General features: G+C 39.8%; 13 protein-coding genes. 12 read left to right on the top strand and 1 reads right to left on the bottom strand.

What is annotated here, in order from left to right; all coding sequences use genetic code 11:
• From H4J41_RS09800 to hppD, 3 genes are all read left to right on the top strand, one after another.
• On the top strand, positions 1 to 1,509 hold the full coding sequence (locus tag H4J41_RS09800) for an NADH-quinone oxidoreductase subunit N (RefSeq protein WP_182138319.1): 1,509 nt from the start codon (positions 1 to 3) through the stop codon (positions 1,507 to 1,509).
• A 722-nt stretch (positions 1,510 to 2,231) separates the two neighbouring features.
• On the top strand, positions 2,232 to 4,046 hold the full coding sequence (locus H4J41_RS09795; RefSeq protein WP_182138320.1) for a DEAD/DEAH box helicase: 1,815 nt from the start codon (positions 2,232 to 2,234) through the stop codon (positions 4,044 to 4,046).
• A 456-nt stretch (positions 4,047 to 4,502) separates the two neighbouring features.
• Positions 4,503 to 5,561 carry a 4-hydroxyphenylpyruvate dioxygenase gene (hppD, locus tag H4J41_RS09790; RefSeq protein ID WP_182138321.1) on the top strand — a complete coding sequence of 353 codons (1,059 nt, stop codon included), beginning with the start codon at positions 4,503 to 4,505 and terminating at the stop codon, positions 5,559 to 5,561.
• Between the two features lie 476 nt (positions 5,562 to 6,037).
• Here the strand turns inward: hppD and suhB are convergent, their stop codons facing one another.
• Positions 6,038 to 6,841, bottom strand: a complete 804-nt coding sequence (gene suhB / locus H4J41_RS09785) for an inositol-1-monophosphatase (protein ID WP_182138322.1) — start codon at positions 6,839 to 6,841, stop codon at positions 6,038 to 6,040.
• A 415-nt stretch (positions 6,842 to 7,256) separates the two neighbouring features.
• Here suhB and trmJ point away from each other — a divergent pair, with 415 nt between their 5' ends.
• The 9 genes from trmJ (at position 7,257) to fdx (ending at position 14,544) form a co-directional block, all read left to right on the top strand.
• Positions 7,257 to 8,018, top strand: coding sequence for a tRNA (cytosine(32)/uridine(32)-2'-O)-methyltransferase TrmJ (gene trmJ / locus H4J41_RS09780; RefSeq protein WP_182138323.1), 762 nt, complete (start codon positions 7,257 to 7,259; stop codon positions 8,016 to 8,018).
• A gap of 71 nt (positions 8,019 to 8,089) precedes the next feature.
• A complete protein-coding gene (cysE, locus tag H4J41_RS09775) occupies positions 8,090 to 8,899 on the top strand; it encodes a serine O-acetyltransferase (protein WP_182138324.1) in 810 nt (269 codons plus the stop codon).
• Between the two features lie 274 nt (positions 8,900 to 9,173).
• Positions 9,174 to 9,683 carry a Fe-S cluster assembly transcriptional regulator IscR gene (gene iscR / locus H4J41_RS09770; RefSeq protein ID WP_182138325.1) on the top strand — a complete coding sequence of 170 codons (510 nt, stop codon included), beginning with the start codon at positions 9,174 to 9,176 and terminating at the stop codon, positions 9,681 to 9,683.
• Positions 9,684 to 9,712: 29 nt separating this feature from the next.
• Complete coding sequence (locus tag H4J41_RS09765; RefSeq protein WP_182138326.1) at positions 9,713 to 10,927, top strand: IscS subfamily cysteine desulfurase; 1,215 nt, start codon at positions 9,713 to 9,715, stop codon at positions 10,925 to 10,927.
• A gap of 18 nt (positions 10,928 to 10,945) precedes the next feature.
• A complete protein-coding gene (gene iscU, locus H4J41_RS09760) occupies positions 10,946 to 11,329 on the top strand; it encodes a Fe-S cluster assembly scaffold IscU (RefSeq protein WP_182138327.1) in 384 nt (127 codons plus the stop codon).
• A gap of 14 nt (positions 11,330 to 11,343) precedes the next feature.
• Complete coding sequence (gene iscA / locus H4J41_RS09755) at positions 11,344 to 11,667, top strand: iron-sulfur cluster assembly protein IscA (RefSeq protein WP_182138328.1); 324 nt, start codon at positions 11,344 to 11,346, stop codon at positions 11,665 to 11,667.
• Positions 11,668 to 11,694: 27 nt separating this feature from the next.
• Complete coding sequence (hscB, locus tag H4J41_RS09750) at positions 11,695 to 12,222, top strand: co-chaperone HscB (RefSeq protein ID WP_182138329.1); 528 nt, start codon at positions 11,695 to 11,697, stop codon at positions 12,220 to 12,222.
• Between the two features lie 104 nt (positions 12,223 to 12,326).
• Positions 12,327 to 14,201, top strand: coding sequence for a Fe-S protein assembly chaperone HscA (gene hscA / locus H4J41_RS09745; protein WP_182138330.1), 1,875 nt, complete (start codon positions 12,327 to 12,329; stop codon positions 14,199 to 14,201).
• A 4-nt stretch (positions 14,202 to 14,205) separates the two neighbouring features.
• A complete protein-coding gene (gene fdx, locus H4J41_RS09740; protein WP_182138331.1) occupies positions 14,206 to 14,544 on the top strand; it encodes an ISC system 2Fe-2S type ferredoxin in 339 nt (112 codons plus the stop codon).
• Positions 14,545 to 14,906: the final 362 nt, after the last annotated feature.

Below are 14,906 nucleotides of genomic sequence, written 5' to 3'. Positions count from 1 at the left end.
ATGATGTCTATAACGAGTAACTCACCACCTTTACTAACCATGACGATGGCCGGCGCAATTTTGCCACAACTCATTATCGCTTTTGGCATCACCTTAGCGTTATTGCTGGTGGCTTGGAAAAGATCACAACGCACCATCGCGGTATTTTCCTCTTTGATACTTTTTACCGCCTTGATAGCCAATGTTAGCTTGCTAGCCATGCCAACAACCCAAGTAACGCAATTGTTAAAAGTTGATGGTTACAGCCGCTTTGCTTTTAGCTTGATACTGATTTCAGCCTTGGTGGCTTTACGTATGAGCCATAGTTTTCTTAAAGCGCATATAGAAGTGCATGATGAATACTATTTATTGTTATTGCTACTCGTACTTGGGGCGGGCGTTTTGGTTACTAGCGACCATTTTGCCAGTTTATTTTTAGGCTTTGAGCTGCTAAGCCTAAGTTTGGTCGGGCTAGTGGGTTATCATCGAGAGAGTCATTACAGTGTTGAAAGTGCTTTTAAATATCTGGTATTAAGCGCCACCGCATCGAGTTTTATGCTCTTGGGTATTGCCTTTATTTATAGCGTTACCGGCGATATGAGCTTTAACGCCACCACAGCTTCTGCGATATACCATCAGCAAGGTTTAGGCATGTTTTTTCAGCTAGGGCTGTTGTTATTCGTTTCTGGCATCGCCTTTAAATTATCAATTGCGCCGTTTCATTTCTGGACACCTGATGTTTATCAAGGAGCACCAACACCAATCACTATGTTGATGGCCACCATATCAAAAGTCGCTATGTTCGTTGTTTTGCTTAAGTGCATTATTGCTCAGCGCTATTGGTTACACGACAGCTTTCAATTATTTTTGATGTCATTTGCGGTGATTTCCATGTTGCTAGGTAATGTGATGGCACTTAAACAGCAACATTTAAAACGCTTATTGGCTTATTCATCGATTGCCCATATGGGCTACTTACTGATAGTGATCATTGTGAGTTCAGCGCAAAGTTTGGCGTTTACTTGGCAAAGTGCGTTATTTTATTTAGCGGCCTATACCCTGGCTAACCTATCAATTTTTATCGTTATTGCGTTAATTCAGCAGCAAAATACCCGCGCGGCTTTTCAAGAAGATATTTTATTAGCAGACTTACAAGGTTTGTTTTGGCGCGTACCGAGTTATGGTTTGTTGATGTTACTTGGCTTGCTGAGTTTAGCGGGCATTCCTTTAACCATGGGTTTTATTGGTAAATTCTATATCTTAAGTCAGGCAACTATTGCTCATGCTTGGTGGTTAATTGCCACGCTTATTGTCGCTAGTGGTATCAGTTTAGCTTACTATTTACCGATGATATTTAAAATTTTTGCCGATGCGCCATCTGATACGTTATCCGATACACAAAAAATTAACGGTAACGTTAAAGCGCTTAGAGGGCATATTATTGAGCAAGTATTAGTGTACAGCTTTATTGCCTTTGGCTTGGTCTTTGGCATTTTACCAGAAGTGATTAATCAACTTATCGCTTCCTAGCTATTGTGAGCAAGCTCGCTAATTGATGGTCATTTTTAGCAAATATATCGAATTTGTGTATCTATTATTGACGGCTCACAAGCCATAGAGATTAATGACCTTGATGATAATTTTTATATTGACCATAGTTCAGGCAATATTAGTTCAGGTAACCTTTTTTAAAAGGTCTATTAGACAGGGCATTTTTTGAAGATGGCTCAGGTGGCTTAAGGGTAAAAAAGTAGATGGCGAGATCACTATTGACGATGGCTTTGGTGATCTCGAGATAGAGTAAGCTAGCGGGTTAAAAATCCTGGCAAGTGGCTCAGGTGGTTTACGGGTTAAAAAGGCAAAATCCGGCTTTGAAATCGACAGTTAAGTAAGATTCGTTTAAATTATTGTAGAATGTTCAGCACAGCGTAAAGTAGCATTTTTAGGTTTTTATGCTTTTCTTATGCTTTTTTACGGTTTAATAGCGTTTAATGCACATTATAGCTTGTATAAATTAACAACATCCGTATAATGCGCGCCTCTGTAATCGTCAATCAAAAAAGTTTCCAAGTGAAACTTAGCGAATTATAGAAACTTAAAATGAGTGGGGTATATCCGCCCATAGACTTGCCCAGTTAACCTTTCAACGTTAACGTAAGAATGTGCCTTAAGTCTTCCTGGTGGTTTCCTCGTATATGTACGTAGGAATTTTGGCGCATAGCCAGTTTCTACCATGAGAAGACAAAAATTATATGACTGATCTTAACAACGCCTCTGTAGGCTTTGACGCCCTTGGTTTGCCTGAAAACTTAGTATCTGCTGTAAAAGCACTAGGTTTTGAATCATCTACTGCAATTCAAGCGCAAACAATTCCCCCTTTACTTGCTGGTAAAGACGTCCTTGGTGAAGCGCAAACAGGTACCGGTAAAACGGCTGCATTTGGTTTGCCTGCACTAGCAAAAATTGACGTAACGATTCGTAAACCACAATTAATGGTTTTAGCGCCAACGCGTGAGTTAGCGATTCAAGTAGCAGAAGCAATTGAAACATTTGCACAACACATGAAAGGTTTACGTGTTGCTACTTTATATGGTGGTCAATCGTACCAGCCACAATTTCAACAACTAGAACGTGGTGCACAAGTTGTTGTTGGTACTCCTGGTCGTTTGATGGATCACTTACGTCGTAAGAGCCTTAAACTAGATAACTTATCATTTTGTGTGCTTGATGAAGCTGATGAAATGTTAAACATGGGCTTTTTAGAAGACATTGAGTGGATCCTTGAGCACTTACCAAAAGAAACACAAATGGCATTGTTTTCTGCAACTATGCCAGCGCAAATTCGCAAAGTAGCGAATCGCTTTTTGAAAAATCCTGAGCATATTAAAATTGCGGCAGTGAAAAAAGAAAAAGCCAATATTACTCAATATGCATGGAAAGTTAGCGGCATTAACAAAATGACAGCTTTGGAGCGTATTGCTGAAACTGTTGAATACGATGCAATGCTAATTTTCGTACGTACTCGTAATGATACCATTGACGTTGCTGAAAAATTAGAACGTGCAGGTTATGCTTCTGTTGCCTTAAACGGTGACATGAACCAAGCACAGCGTGAACGTACTGTTGACCAACTTAAATCAGGTGCGTCATCAATTCTTGTAGCAACTGATGTTGTTGCTCGTGGTCTTGATATTCCTCGTCTTTCATTAGTTATTAACTATGATTTACCAGGTGACAACGAAGCTTATGTTCACCGTATTGGCCGTACTGGCCGTGCAGGACGAAGTGGTACAGCAATTTCATTTGTTCGTCCACGCGAAATGTATTCTTTACGTCATTATGAACGTTTAACTTCTGGTACGATTGCTATGTACGACTTACCAAATATTCAAGAAATTGGTAAGGCACGTATTGAGCGCACTTGTACTGAGTTAGCGAGTATTGTTGCTGATAAAGAGTTAACGGCAATGCGCGAAATTATTGAAACTATGGCGAGTGAGTCAGAACTTTCAATGACAGATTTAGCGGCAGCGTTACTTTATCACAAACAGTTAAAGCAGCCTCTACAGCCGAAAGAAGATCCAAAGCCTCGTCGTGATGCACGTGAAAGAAATGATCGTGACAGCAAAGGTGGTGAAAGTCGTGGTGCTCGTAATGACAGCCGTGGCGGTCGTAATGAAGCCCGTGGCGGTCGCAGTGAAGCCCGTGGTGATAGTCGCAATGAGAACCGTCCAGAGCGCGCTCCTCGTAAAGCGAAAGTTGCACGTTCAGATGTCGATTGGCAGACTTACCGTCTAGAAGTAGGTAAAGAACATGGTGCACGTCCTGGTGATATCGTTGGCGCTATTGCTAATGAAATTTCATTAGACAGCAGCTACATTGGCGCGATTAACTTACACGACAAACATAGTTTTGTGCAATTACCTAAAGGTATGCCTGACAAGTCATTCACGCAATTAAAGCGTGTTCGTGTTCGTCGTCAAGCATTAGAGATTACGGTTTCTGATACTCAGACACCAGCAGCATCGTCTGAGCGTCCACGTAAAGAGCAACACACTAGCAGCTAGTTCATTAGTATAAATAACATGCTTAAAGCGCTAATTCTTCACTAGAATTGGCGTTTTTTTTTGCCTGTAGCATTCAGTTCAAGCACAGGTTCTTTTAATAGCAGTTTCATTAATTATCGGGTCTATTTATAGACAGGTAAAATAAGACAGTAGTACGTTGTTTTAACCAGGTAAAATGATCAGAAAATTAGTGAAATTGGTATAACGAGTCTCTTAATTTATTGAAGATTTTTTGACGGTTAACTGAACGAATTGTCGAGCCTTAAACTTGCTGTAAATATATAGTTACATCTGTGGGTGTTGCTAGCTATAGCTTAGATCCTCATCACTAATAAATCATCTGTTTTGCACGTAAAAATAGATTTACGCCTCAAAAAATGTCAGTTTTTTCATTCACTTCCTCTGCGATGAATTCACGGTGATAATCGCCTCATTGCTACAATGAGAGAAACAACTATGACAGAATTAACAAAGACAGAATTAACAAACCCACTTAATTTACGTGGTATCGAATTTATTGAATATGCATCGCCAGATTCTGACTTTATGGAAAATGCGTTTTATGGTTTTGGCTTTTCAAAAACAAAAAAATTCACAGGCCGCGATATCGATTATTTTAATCAGAACGATATTCATTTTTTATTAAATCATGAACAAGCGGGTTTTTCTAAAGAGTTTGCTAAAAGCCACGGCCCAGCAATTTGTTCAATGGGTTGGCGAGTAGAAAATGCCGATTTTGCCTTTGAACAAGCGGTTGTTCGTGGTGCAAAGTCAGCGCAAGACGTTGATAATAAATTACCTTACCCCGCTATTTTTGGTATTGGTGATAGCTTAATTTACTTCATTGAGAAATTTGGCGCTAAAGGCTCAATATATGAAGATGATTTCGAAGATATTGCTGAACCTGTATTAGTAAAAGATAAAGGCTTTAAAGCCGTTGATCATTTAACTAATAACGTTTACCAAGGCACAATGGAGCATTGGGCTAATTTTTATAAAAACATCTTTGGTTTTACTGATATTCGCTACTTTGATATTAAAGGGGCAAAATCGGCGTTGGTTTCATACGCTTTACAATCGCCTTGTGGCACTTTCTGTATTCCTATTAATGAAGGGAAAGGTACCAGCAATAACCAAATAGACGAATATTTAAATGAGTATAATGGTCCAGGTGTACAACACTTAGCTTTTATTTCAGATGATTTATTGGGCTCTTTAGATCAATTAGATAAAAACATCATTGATACCTTAAATATCGTACCTGAATATTATGATGATGTGTTTGATCGTATTCCTTGGGTAAAAGAAGATCACCAGCGCATTCGTGATCATCAGGTATTAGTCGATAGCCAAAACGAAAATTCATACTTGTTACAGATATTCACTAAGAATATTTTTGGACCTATTTTTATTGAAATGATCCAACGTGTTGATGACCAAGGTTTTGGCGAAGGTAACTTCACCGCTTTATTTAAGTCAATCGAACTTAACCAGATAGAACGTGGCGTGCTTTAAGCTAATTTATAGCGCTATAATTTATCTAAAAAGCCAGCATTTGCTGGCTTTTTTATGTTCTGACATAAGCCAAGAACCAAAGTTTGTCTGGCTAGGGATATAAGTTCCCTATCCAACTCTAGTCGCTGCGTTTATGTAGGGACAGGCTAATAACCTAAGTACTGCATCCGTGTTGGCAATATCATGGCTATATAGCTGTTCTTAGCCATTGATGTCATACGATATTAGCCTCTCTTGATAATTGCTCCCGTATATACGCTAATAAGCTTCATTCATTGATGAAAGTGTAGGTTAATACGACAGAGTCATTATTTTCAGGACAGCAATAGACTAATCACCTAGCTATGGTGTCAATGCTAGTAAATCATATAACCTAAATTGTAGAGCCAGAGCCAGAGTCAGAGCTAGGTTATGTTATTTCAGGTAAAAAAAAAGCGCCAGAAGGCGCTTTTGATCGTCATGTCTAATGCAAGTATTTACTTACTTAGCGCATCACCTAAATGAGGTCGAATATCTTTTAAAATTTCTTTTGCTAAGCGTGGGCTACTTGCGACAATATTGCCTGAGTTACCGTGATTATGGCCACCAACAAAGTCAGTTACTAAACCACCCGCTTCAATGACCATTAATTCACCTGCGGCGCTATTCCAAGGTTTTAAACCAATTTCAAAGTAACCGTCAACACGGCCAGCAGCCACGTAAGCTAAATCTAGAGCGACACAGCCAGCATGACGCATATCAGATGTTTTACCAAAGAGTGTTTTAAACATTTGTAAATAAGCATCAGTGTGTTGCTTATGTTTAAACGGGAAGCCGGTCGCTAAAATAGAACCTTTAAGTTCTTTAGATTGTTTTACGCGAATACGGAAACCGTTTAGTTGAGCACCTTTACCACGACTTGCGGTAAATAACTCACCACGAATGGGATCGTAAATAACTGACTGGTCTAATTTGCCTTTCACTTTTAAAGCAATTGACACGGCAAAGTGTGGAATACCTTTAACAAAGTTAGCCGTTCCGTCAAGTGGGTCAATAATCCACTGATAGTCGTTGTCTTTACCTTCAATTAATCCACACTCTTCACCAATAATAGTGTGATTAGGGTAAGATTTTTGAATTGTTTCAACAATAGCTAGTTCAGCACTTATATCAACATTAGTAACGATATCGTTCGTACCCTTAGATTCAATTTCAATCTTATCTACTTGTTCAAAAGCGCGCAAAACTACTTTGCCCGCAGCACGCGCAGAGCGCACGGCAATATTTAGCATCGGATGCATTATCGACTACCCTATATGTTGTAAAATGTCATAAACAGCTATGTAAAAGAACGAGGTTAACCTTAAGCGCCATACGATGATGAACCCCTAAAATTAAGCGCGCGAATTATAGCAAAATAATTATTACTTTGCGACACTCTTATTTATCATTAATGAACTGATATCCGTTAGGTCAGATAAAGTCATAACGAATAAGGTAAAACTTACCCTATTTTCTTCGTCTTATAAGCAAAAGAGCTAGGCCATATTGATAAACACTATAAAACTAATATAAAAGCCGTGATTTTTTCTCAGTACAAGGATAATGTTCTGTGTTAACATTATCGGCAATTTTAGCCGTCTAGATAGGTAGTGTTGTTAGCTAATTACAGTCATGTTAACTAATTATTGCCCTCGAATTAAGTAAGTGTAGATAATGTCAGATTCTTTATTAAGTAAGGTTCGTATCGTTCTTGTTAATACCTCAGATTGTCGTAATATCGGCTCAGCCGCTCGCGCCATGAAAACAATGGGTTTAACTGACCTCATTTTAGTTGATCCTATTGAAATGCCCAATGGTCAAGCACAAGCTTTAGCGGCTGGTGCAACCGATGTCTTAAAAAATGCCAAAGTAGTGGCAACACTCGAAGAAGCCATTAAAGATTGTGGTTTAGTCGTTGGGACAAGTGCTCGGTCGCGCACGTTACCTTGGCCCATGCTAGAGCCTAGAGGTTGTGGCGAAAAACTGATCACAGAAGCAGAAGAATATCCTGTGGCATTAGTCTTTGGCCGTGAGAGTAGTGGCTTAACGAATGAAGAACTTCAGTTATGTAACTTTCATGTGCAAATTCCAGCAAATCCAGAATACAGCTCATTGAATTTGGCTATGGCAGTACAAACCTTAAGTTATGAAGTGCGTACAAGCTTCCTAATCCATCAACAACAAGCCTTTACTCTGAATGAAAATGAAGAATATCCGCTTGCTGAGGAAACAGAGCGCTTTTATCAACATTTTGAAAATTCACTAAAAGCAACGGGCTTTATTATGCCAAGTCACCCAGGTTTAGTGATGACTAAGCTGCGCCGTTTGTTTAACCGTGCACGACCCGATGTAAAGGAATTGAAAATGATGCGTGGTATTTTAGCCTCAGTTGAACGCACTGCAAAAGCATCTAATATTGAAAAAAACAAAGATTAATTATAGCGTTAGTTAGTCACTTAACTCAGTGACTAACTCTGATTACAGCATAGAGAATTAAGGAACGTGGTATGTTTAACCGCATGAAAGAAGACATCAATAGTGTATTTGACCGAGATCCTGCCGCACGTAATGTTTTTGAAATTTTAACCAATTATCCTGGCCTTCACGCCGTGTGGTTTCATCGTTTAAGTCATCGTTTGTGGAAATGTAATTGGAAATGGTTAGCGCGAACACTCTCAACATTTTCCCGTTGGTTAACGGGTATTGAGATCCACCCGGGTGCGACTATTGGTCGGCGATTTTTTATTGACCATGGTATGGGTGTGGTCATCGGTGGTACCGCTGAAATAGGTGACGATGTCACTTTATACCAAGGGGTTACCTTAGGCGGCACAAGTTGGAAAGAAGGCAAGCGCCATCCAACCTTAATGAATAATGTTGTTATTGGTGCCGGTGCTAAAATTTTAGGTCCAATTACCATTGGAAAGAACGGCAAGGTAGGTTCTAACTCCGTGGTGGTAAAAGATGTGCCTGAAAACGGCACAGCTGTTGGTATTCCCGCTCGCATTGTTAACGCTAAAAAGGATGATAGTGCCGCTGAAAAACGTGAGAAAGTAGCAAAGAAATATGGCTTTGATGCTTATGCGGTGGCTACTGACAATCCAGATCCCGTCGCTAAAGCGATAGGTCGTTTACTTGACCATATGCATTTAATGGAAAATAAAGTTTCTGATTTATGTCGAGAGGTTAATCAGCTTGGTGGTCATGTTTGTCAAGAAGCGCTGCCTGAATTAAGGGTCGGTGAATTTGACGAAGATGAGAAAGCGGCAGCAAAACGTCGAGAAAGCGTAACAGAATCTTTTGATCCAGCAATTTAGTCATTGTTTATTTGCAGCTAGAGATTATGCTTGCTGCAAGCGAACATTTAGCCTAGCTATTGATACTAAATTTCTACCCCAGCTTTACTTCATTTAGAGGTTATTAAACATTAGAGTGATGTAAACTTTAATGTTTCTTCCTTCGTATTGACTAAGTATTAAAGGCGAGTATAATACTTGAGTAAATCAGTCGGGTATTTAGTTGACTATATTGTAGGGACATGTAAATTCGTAGGGATATGTAAAATTGCCAACGAATTGATAGGGGTAATAAATGAAATTGACGTCTAAAGGCCGATATGCAGTAACAGCAATGCTTGATGTAGCTATTCATGCGGTAACAGGACCTGTTCCACTGGCTGATATTTCTGAGCGCCAAGGCATCTCACTATCATATCTAGAGCAACTTTTTTCACGGCTGAGAAAATACGGACTAGTCAATAGTGTTCGTGGGCCAGGTGGCGGTTACCGGTTAGGACAATGTTCAGCGCAAATTACCATTGCTGATGTTATCAACGCTGTTGACGAAAGTATCAATGCAACTAAATGTGGTGGTACAGGTAATTGTCAAGACGGTCAGCAATGCTTAACGCATTATTTATGGACCGATTTAAGCGACAGAATTGAAGATTTTTTAAAAGGCATTTCACTTGCCGAGCTCGTCGAGCAACGAAATGTAAAAATAGTGTCACAACGACAAGATAAAGCGACAGCGAAAGCTCGCAAATCCCCTTCGTTAGAGACCTTAATTACTACCCGCAATATTATGAATGACTGGCATTAATAGCTGGTTCAACTGGAGATTATTAATTAATGAAGCTTCCCATTTATTTTGATTATTCATCGACAACACCGGTAGACAAACGTGTTGCTGAAAAAATGATGCAATATATGACTACTGATGGTTTTTTTGGAAACCCAGCATCACGTTCACACAAATTCGGCTGGCAAGCTGAAGAAGCGGTTGATATCGCTCGTAATCAAATTGCTGATTTGATTAACGCCGACCCACGCGAAATTGTTATTACCTCAGGTGCAACAGAGTCTAATAACTTAGGTATTAAAGGTGCCGCTAAGTTTTACAGTAAAAAAGGTAAGCATATTATTACCTGTAAAACAGAACATAAAGCCGTACTAGATACTTGTCGTGAATTAGAACGTCAAGGCTTCGAAGTCACTTACCTTGATCCTGAAAGCAATGGTTTAATTGATTTAGACAAATTAAAAGATGCCATGCGTGAAGACACTGTTCTTGTTAGTATCATGCACCTTAATAACGAAATTGGTGTGATTCAAGATATTGCTGCTATTGGCGAAATGTGTCGCGAACGTAAAATTATTTTTCATGTTGATGCGGCGCAAAGTGCCGGTAAAATTGAAATTGATTTACAAGTTTTAAAAGTGGATTTAATGTCATTTTCTGCCCATAAAATTTATGGTCCAAAAGGCATAGGTGCACTTTATGTTAGTCGTAAACCTCGTGTGCGTCTTGAATCACAAATGCACGGTGGCGGCCATGAACGTGGTATGCGCTCAGGTACACTAGCCACTCACCAAATTGTGGGTATGGGTGAAGCATTTAGACTTGGAAAAGAAGAACTAGCACAAGACGCAATACACGTAACTAAAATGCGTGATCGTTTATGGGCTGGTTTAAACGACATGGAACAAGTTTTTGTTAACGGCGATTTTGACCAACGTTATCCAGGTAACTTAAATATCAGTTTCAACTTTGTTGAAGGTGAATCGCTTATCATGGCGTTAAAAGATTTAGCAGTATCTTCAGGTTCAGCCTGTACTTCTGCAAGTTTAGAACCATCGTACGTACTTCGAGCTTTAGGGCTAAATGATGAAATGGCGCACAGCTCAATTCGTTTTAGCTTTGGTCGTTTTACTACAGAAGAAGAAATAGATTATGCCATTGACCTGATTAAAAAGGCAATTGGCCATTTACGTGACATGTCACCGCTTTGGGAAATGTTCAAAGACGGTATCGATTTAGATTCAATAGAGTGGGCTGCTCACTAGAGCACCAGGAGAAATATTATGGCTTATAGCGAAAAAGTAATTGATCATTATGAAAATCCACGCAACGTTGGTTCTTTTGATAAGAATGATCCACTAGTTGCTACGGGTATGGTTGGCGCACCTGCATGTGGTGACGTAATGAAGTTACAACTTAAAATTTCAGCAGACGGCATTATTGAAGATGCGAAATTTAAAACTTACGGCTGTGGCTCCGCGATTGCCTCAAGCTCATTGGTAACAGAGTGGGTTAAAGGTAAGTCAATTGATGAAGCTGGCCAAATCAAAAACACGGCGATTGCTGAAGAACTTGCATTACCACCAGTGAAAATTCACTGTTCAATCTTAGCGGAAGACGCAATTAAAGCGGCAATCGAAGATTACCGTAGTAAGCATAAAGGTTAAGCTGGAGACACAATATGAGTGTAACGATGACACCTGCTGCATCTGACAGGATCAAATCGTTTATCGAAAACCGAGGCAAGGGCCTCGGTCTACGATTAGGTATTAAAACAACGGGTTGCTCTGGTTTAGCTTATGTACTTGAATTTGTAGATGATCTAAATGACGACGACTCAATGTTTTCCATTAATGATGTTAATATCATTATTGACGGTAAAAGCCTGGTTTATCTTGATGGTATCGAACTTGATTTTATTAAAGAAGGTTTGAACGAAGGCTTTAAATTCACCAACCCAAATGCCAAAGGCGAATGTGGTTGTGGTGAAAGTTTTAATGTTTAATGAGCGATTAATTTCACTGGAGTTGTTGTGAATTATTTTCAGTTATTTGGTTTAGAAATTCAGTTTACTATTGACTTGGATAAGCTTTCAACAATTTATCAAACATTACAAAAAAAAGTACATCCTGATCGTTTTGCTCATGGTTCAAACCAAGAGCAAATGCTAGCCGTTAAAAAATCAACCTTGATTAACGATGCCTACCAAACGCTAAAAAAACCACTAAAACGCGCGCAATATCTCTTAGAATTGCGCGGTATTAGCATGCCTAACGAGCAAGCTTCTTTTGGTGATGTAAGTTTTTTAATGCATCAAATGGAACTGCGAGAAATGCTAGACGAAGTTAAGCATGCTGATGATGTTGATGCAGCTGTGTTTGACGCCTCACAAGTGTTTGAAGCAGAATTCCAGCAACTCTTTAATCAGCTGCAAAGTCAATTGGCAGAAAACACGCCAGACTCTAATAGCTTAGCTTGCGATAACTTAAGAAAACTTAAGTTTTATCAAAAGCTTAATCTTGAGCTAGATAAGCTCGAAGAGTTATTGCTAGACGGCTGAGCATAAAAAATTAAGACGTTAACAACTACATTGATTTTTCTATGAAAAAACAATGTAGTTGTTAATACAAAATTCGTAAAACTATCACCTAACGAGCTTTTACAATGGCATTATTACAAATCGCTGAACCAGGGCAAAGTACAGTTCCTCACGCCCACCGCCTTGCGGCGGGTATTGATCTTGGTACGACAAACTCTTTAATTGCTAGCGTAAAAAGTGGCCTAGCGGAAACTATTGTTGATGATAATGGGGCTGATATTTTACCGTCAGTGGTCAGTTATCAAAGCAAGGGTATACTTGTCGGTCATGACGCAAAAGCGTTAGCCGTGAGTGACCCTGAAAATACTATCGTGTCAGCAAAGCGCCTAATTGGCCGCTCTAAAGCTGATATAACGACAAAATATGCCTCACTGCCGTATGTTTTTTCTGGTGATGAAAACCATCCCTCAATAGCAACTCGCACCGGCGAAGTTAATCCGGTACAAGTGTCGGCCGAAATACTTAAAACTTTAGTGAAACGAGCTGAATTATCGCTAGGCGGCGAACTAACCGGTGTGGTTATTACCGTGCCGGCTTATTTTGATGATGCACAACGCCATAGCACGAAAGACGCGGCAAAATTAGCTGGTGTCAATGTCTTACGTTTACTTAACGAACCGACAGCGGCCGCAGTTGCTTATGGTTTAGACACTGAACATCAAGGAAAACAAGAAGGCGTTGTTGCGGTTTATGATTTAGGCGGCGGCACCTTTGATATTTCCATATTACGCCTCAATAAAGGTGTATTTGAAGTGTTAGCTACCGGTGGTGATTCCGCGCTTGGTGGTGATGACTTTGATGGCATGCTGGTTGAACATCTGATCAATAAAGCGGGCTTAGTTCGCCCTTTGTCTGCTTCAATGGAACGACAATTAACCCAGCAAGCTTGTTTTGCTAAAGAGCAATTGTCAAACAGTGACAGTGTTGAAATATCACTAACACTTGCCAATGATGAAACTTGGACCAGCAGTTTTACCCGCGTTGAGTTTGAGCAGTTGATCGCGCCATTAGTAAAGAAAACACTGCGAGCATGTCGTCGAGCTGTTAAAGACGCAGAGCTAGAGATCAGTGATATTATTGAAGTGGTCATGGTTGGTGGTTCTACCCGTGTACCCTTAGTGCGTCAGGAGGTTGAAGATTTTTTCAAACGACAACCTTTAACCTCAATTGACCCTGATAAAGTCGTTGCTTTAGGTGCAGCCATTCAAGCTGATATTTTGGCGGGTAATAAGCCAGATAGCGATATTTTGCTACTTGATGTTATTCCTTTATCATTAGGTTTAGAAACCATGGGTGGGCTAGTTGAGAAGGTTATTTCGCGCAACACCACCATTCCAGTGGCTAAAGCGCAAGAATTCACCACCTTTAAAGATGGTCAAACGGCGATGGCTTTACATGTATTACAAGGCGAGCGTGAGTTAGTTGATGATTGTCGTTCATTAGCACGTTTTGAACTTCGTGGCATTCCGGCAATGACCGCTGGTGCTGCACATATTCGTGTCACCTTTAAAGTGGATGCAGACGGCCTGTTAGAAGTATCAGCGATGGAAAAATCAACCGGTGTTGAGTCGAGTATCACGGTTAAACCAAGTTTTGGTTTAGAAGCAGATGAAATCACTAACATGCTAAAAGACTCCATGGTAAATGCTGAGCAAGACATGCAAGTAAGGATGTTGAAAGAGCAGCAAGTTGAAGCGTCACAAGTGATTGAGTCGATTCAAGCGGCGCTTCTTGCGGATAGCGCTTTATTAAACGCAGCGGAAATCAGCAAAATAGATAGCGCTATTTCTGCGCTGAAACAAATAAGCCAAACAGGTAATGCCGATGAAGTTGAAGCGGCAATAGCGATATTAAATAATAGCACCGCCACATTTGCTGAACGTAGGATGGATTCATCTATAAGAACAGCATTATCTGGCCATTCAGTAGACGAGGTTTAGTCAAATGCCACAAATTATATTTTTACCCAACGCAGATCTTTGCCCAGAAGGCGCAGTAGTAGAAGCCGAAAAAGGCGAGAGCGTATTAGACGTAGCACTGAGAAACGATATTGGTGTTGAGCATGCATGTGAGAAAGTGTGCGCTTGTACCACGTGTCATATGATTATCCGTGAAGGTTTTGACTCTATCAAAGAGGGCGATGAACTCGAAGAAGATATGTTAGATAAAGCTTGGGGTTTAGAGCCTGAATCACGCCTTGGTTGCCAAGCATTAGTAGGCGACGAAGACTTAGTAGTAGAAATTCCTAAGTATACCGTTAATATGGTCTCTGAAACCCACTAGTTTTTCAGTCGGTAGCAGATAAAAAAGGGTAGTAACCGTGATGTTATTGCCCTTTTTTGATCAAGCCTATTGGCTGATTGAACTCACCTTTAGCAGGGACTTTAGTTAATTATTTTGACAATAGTGAGCAAGGATTACATTACTAACGCACTTGACATCGAGCACAGTAAGCTTTAATTATCGCTGATGGTTATGCTTTAAGTCATACTTAAATTGTGTAAATATCAGTGTGAAGGATGACACATACTCACCACCTACAAGATATATTATTAATGAAAATTTACTTTATTAGCGTATTAGCTATTCGCATTTATATGACATAGCTAAATAGACACGTGATTAAAAATTTGCTTTAATCAAGG

Source organism: Colwellia sp. MB3u-45 (genome assembly GCF_014077005.1).
GTDB lineage: Bacteria > Pseudomonadota > Gammaproteobacteria > Enterobacterales > Alteromonadaceae > Cognaticolwellia.
This window is presented reverse-complemented; position numbering and strand designations above follow the sequence as displayed.

Coding starts and splice junctions, on each gene's coding strand:
- fdx (WP_182138331.1), top strand. CDS start 14,206: ATGCCACAAATTATATTTTTACCCAACGCAGATCTTTGCCCAGAAGGC.
- hppD (WP_182138321.1), top strand. CDS start 4,503: ATGACAGAATTAACAAAGACAGAATTAACAAACCCACTTAATTTACGT.
- hscA (WP_182138330.1), top strand. CDS start 12,327: ATGGCATTATTACAAATCGCTGAACCAGGGCAAAGTACAGTTCCTCAC.
- suhB (WP_182138322.1), bottom strand. CDS start 6,841: ATGCATCCGATGCTAAATATTGCCGTGCGCTCTGCGCGTGCTGCGGGC.
- cysE (WP_182138324.1), top strand. CDS start 8,090: ATGTTTAACCGCATGAAAGAAGACATCAATAGTGTATTTGACCGAGAT.
- iscA (WP_182138328.1), top strand. CDS start 11,344: ATGAGTGTAACGATGACACCTGCTGCATCTGACAGGATCAAATCGTTT.
- trmJ (WP_182138323.1), top strand. CDS start 7,257: ATGTCAGATTCTTTATTAAGTAAGGTTCGTATCGTTCTTGTTAATACC.
- iscR (WP_182138325.1), top strand. CDS start 9,174: ATGAAATTGACGTCTAAAGGCCGATATGCAGTAACAGCAATGCTTGAT.
- H4J41_RS09765 (WP_182138326.1), top strand. CDS start 9,713: ATGAAGCTTCCCATTTATTTTGATTATTCATCGACAACACCGGTAGAC.
- H4J41_RS09800 (WP_182138319.1), top strand. CDS start 1: ATGATGTCTATAACGAGTAACTCACCACCTTTACTAACCATGACGATG.
- H4J41_RS09795 (WP_182138320.1), top strand. CDS start 2,232: ATGACTGATCTTAACAACGCCTCTGTAGGCTTTGACGCCCTTGGTTTG.
- iscU (WP_182138327.1), top strand. CDS start 10,946: ATGGCTTATAGCGAAAAAGTAATTGATCATTATGAAAATCCACGCAAC.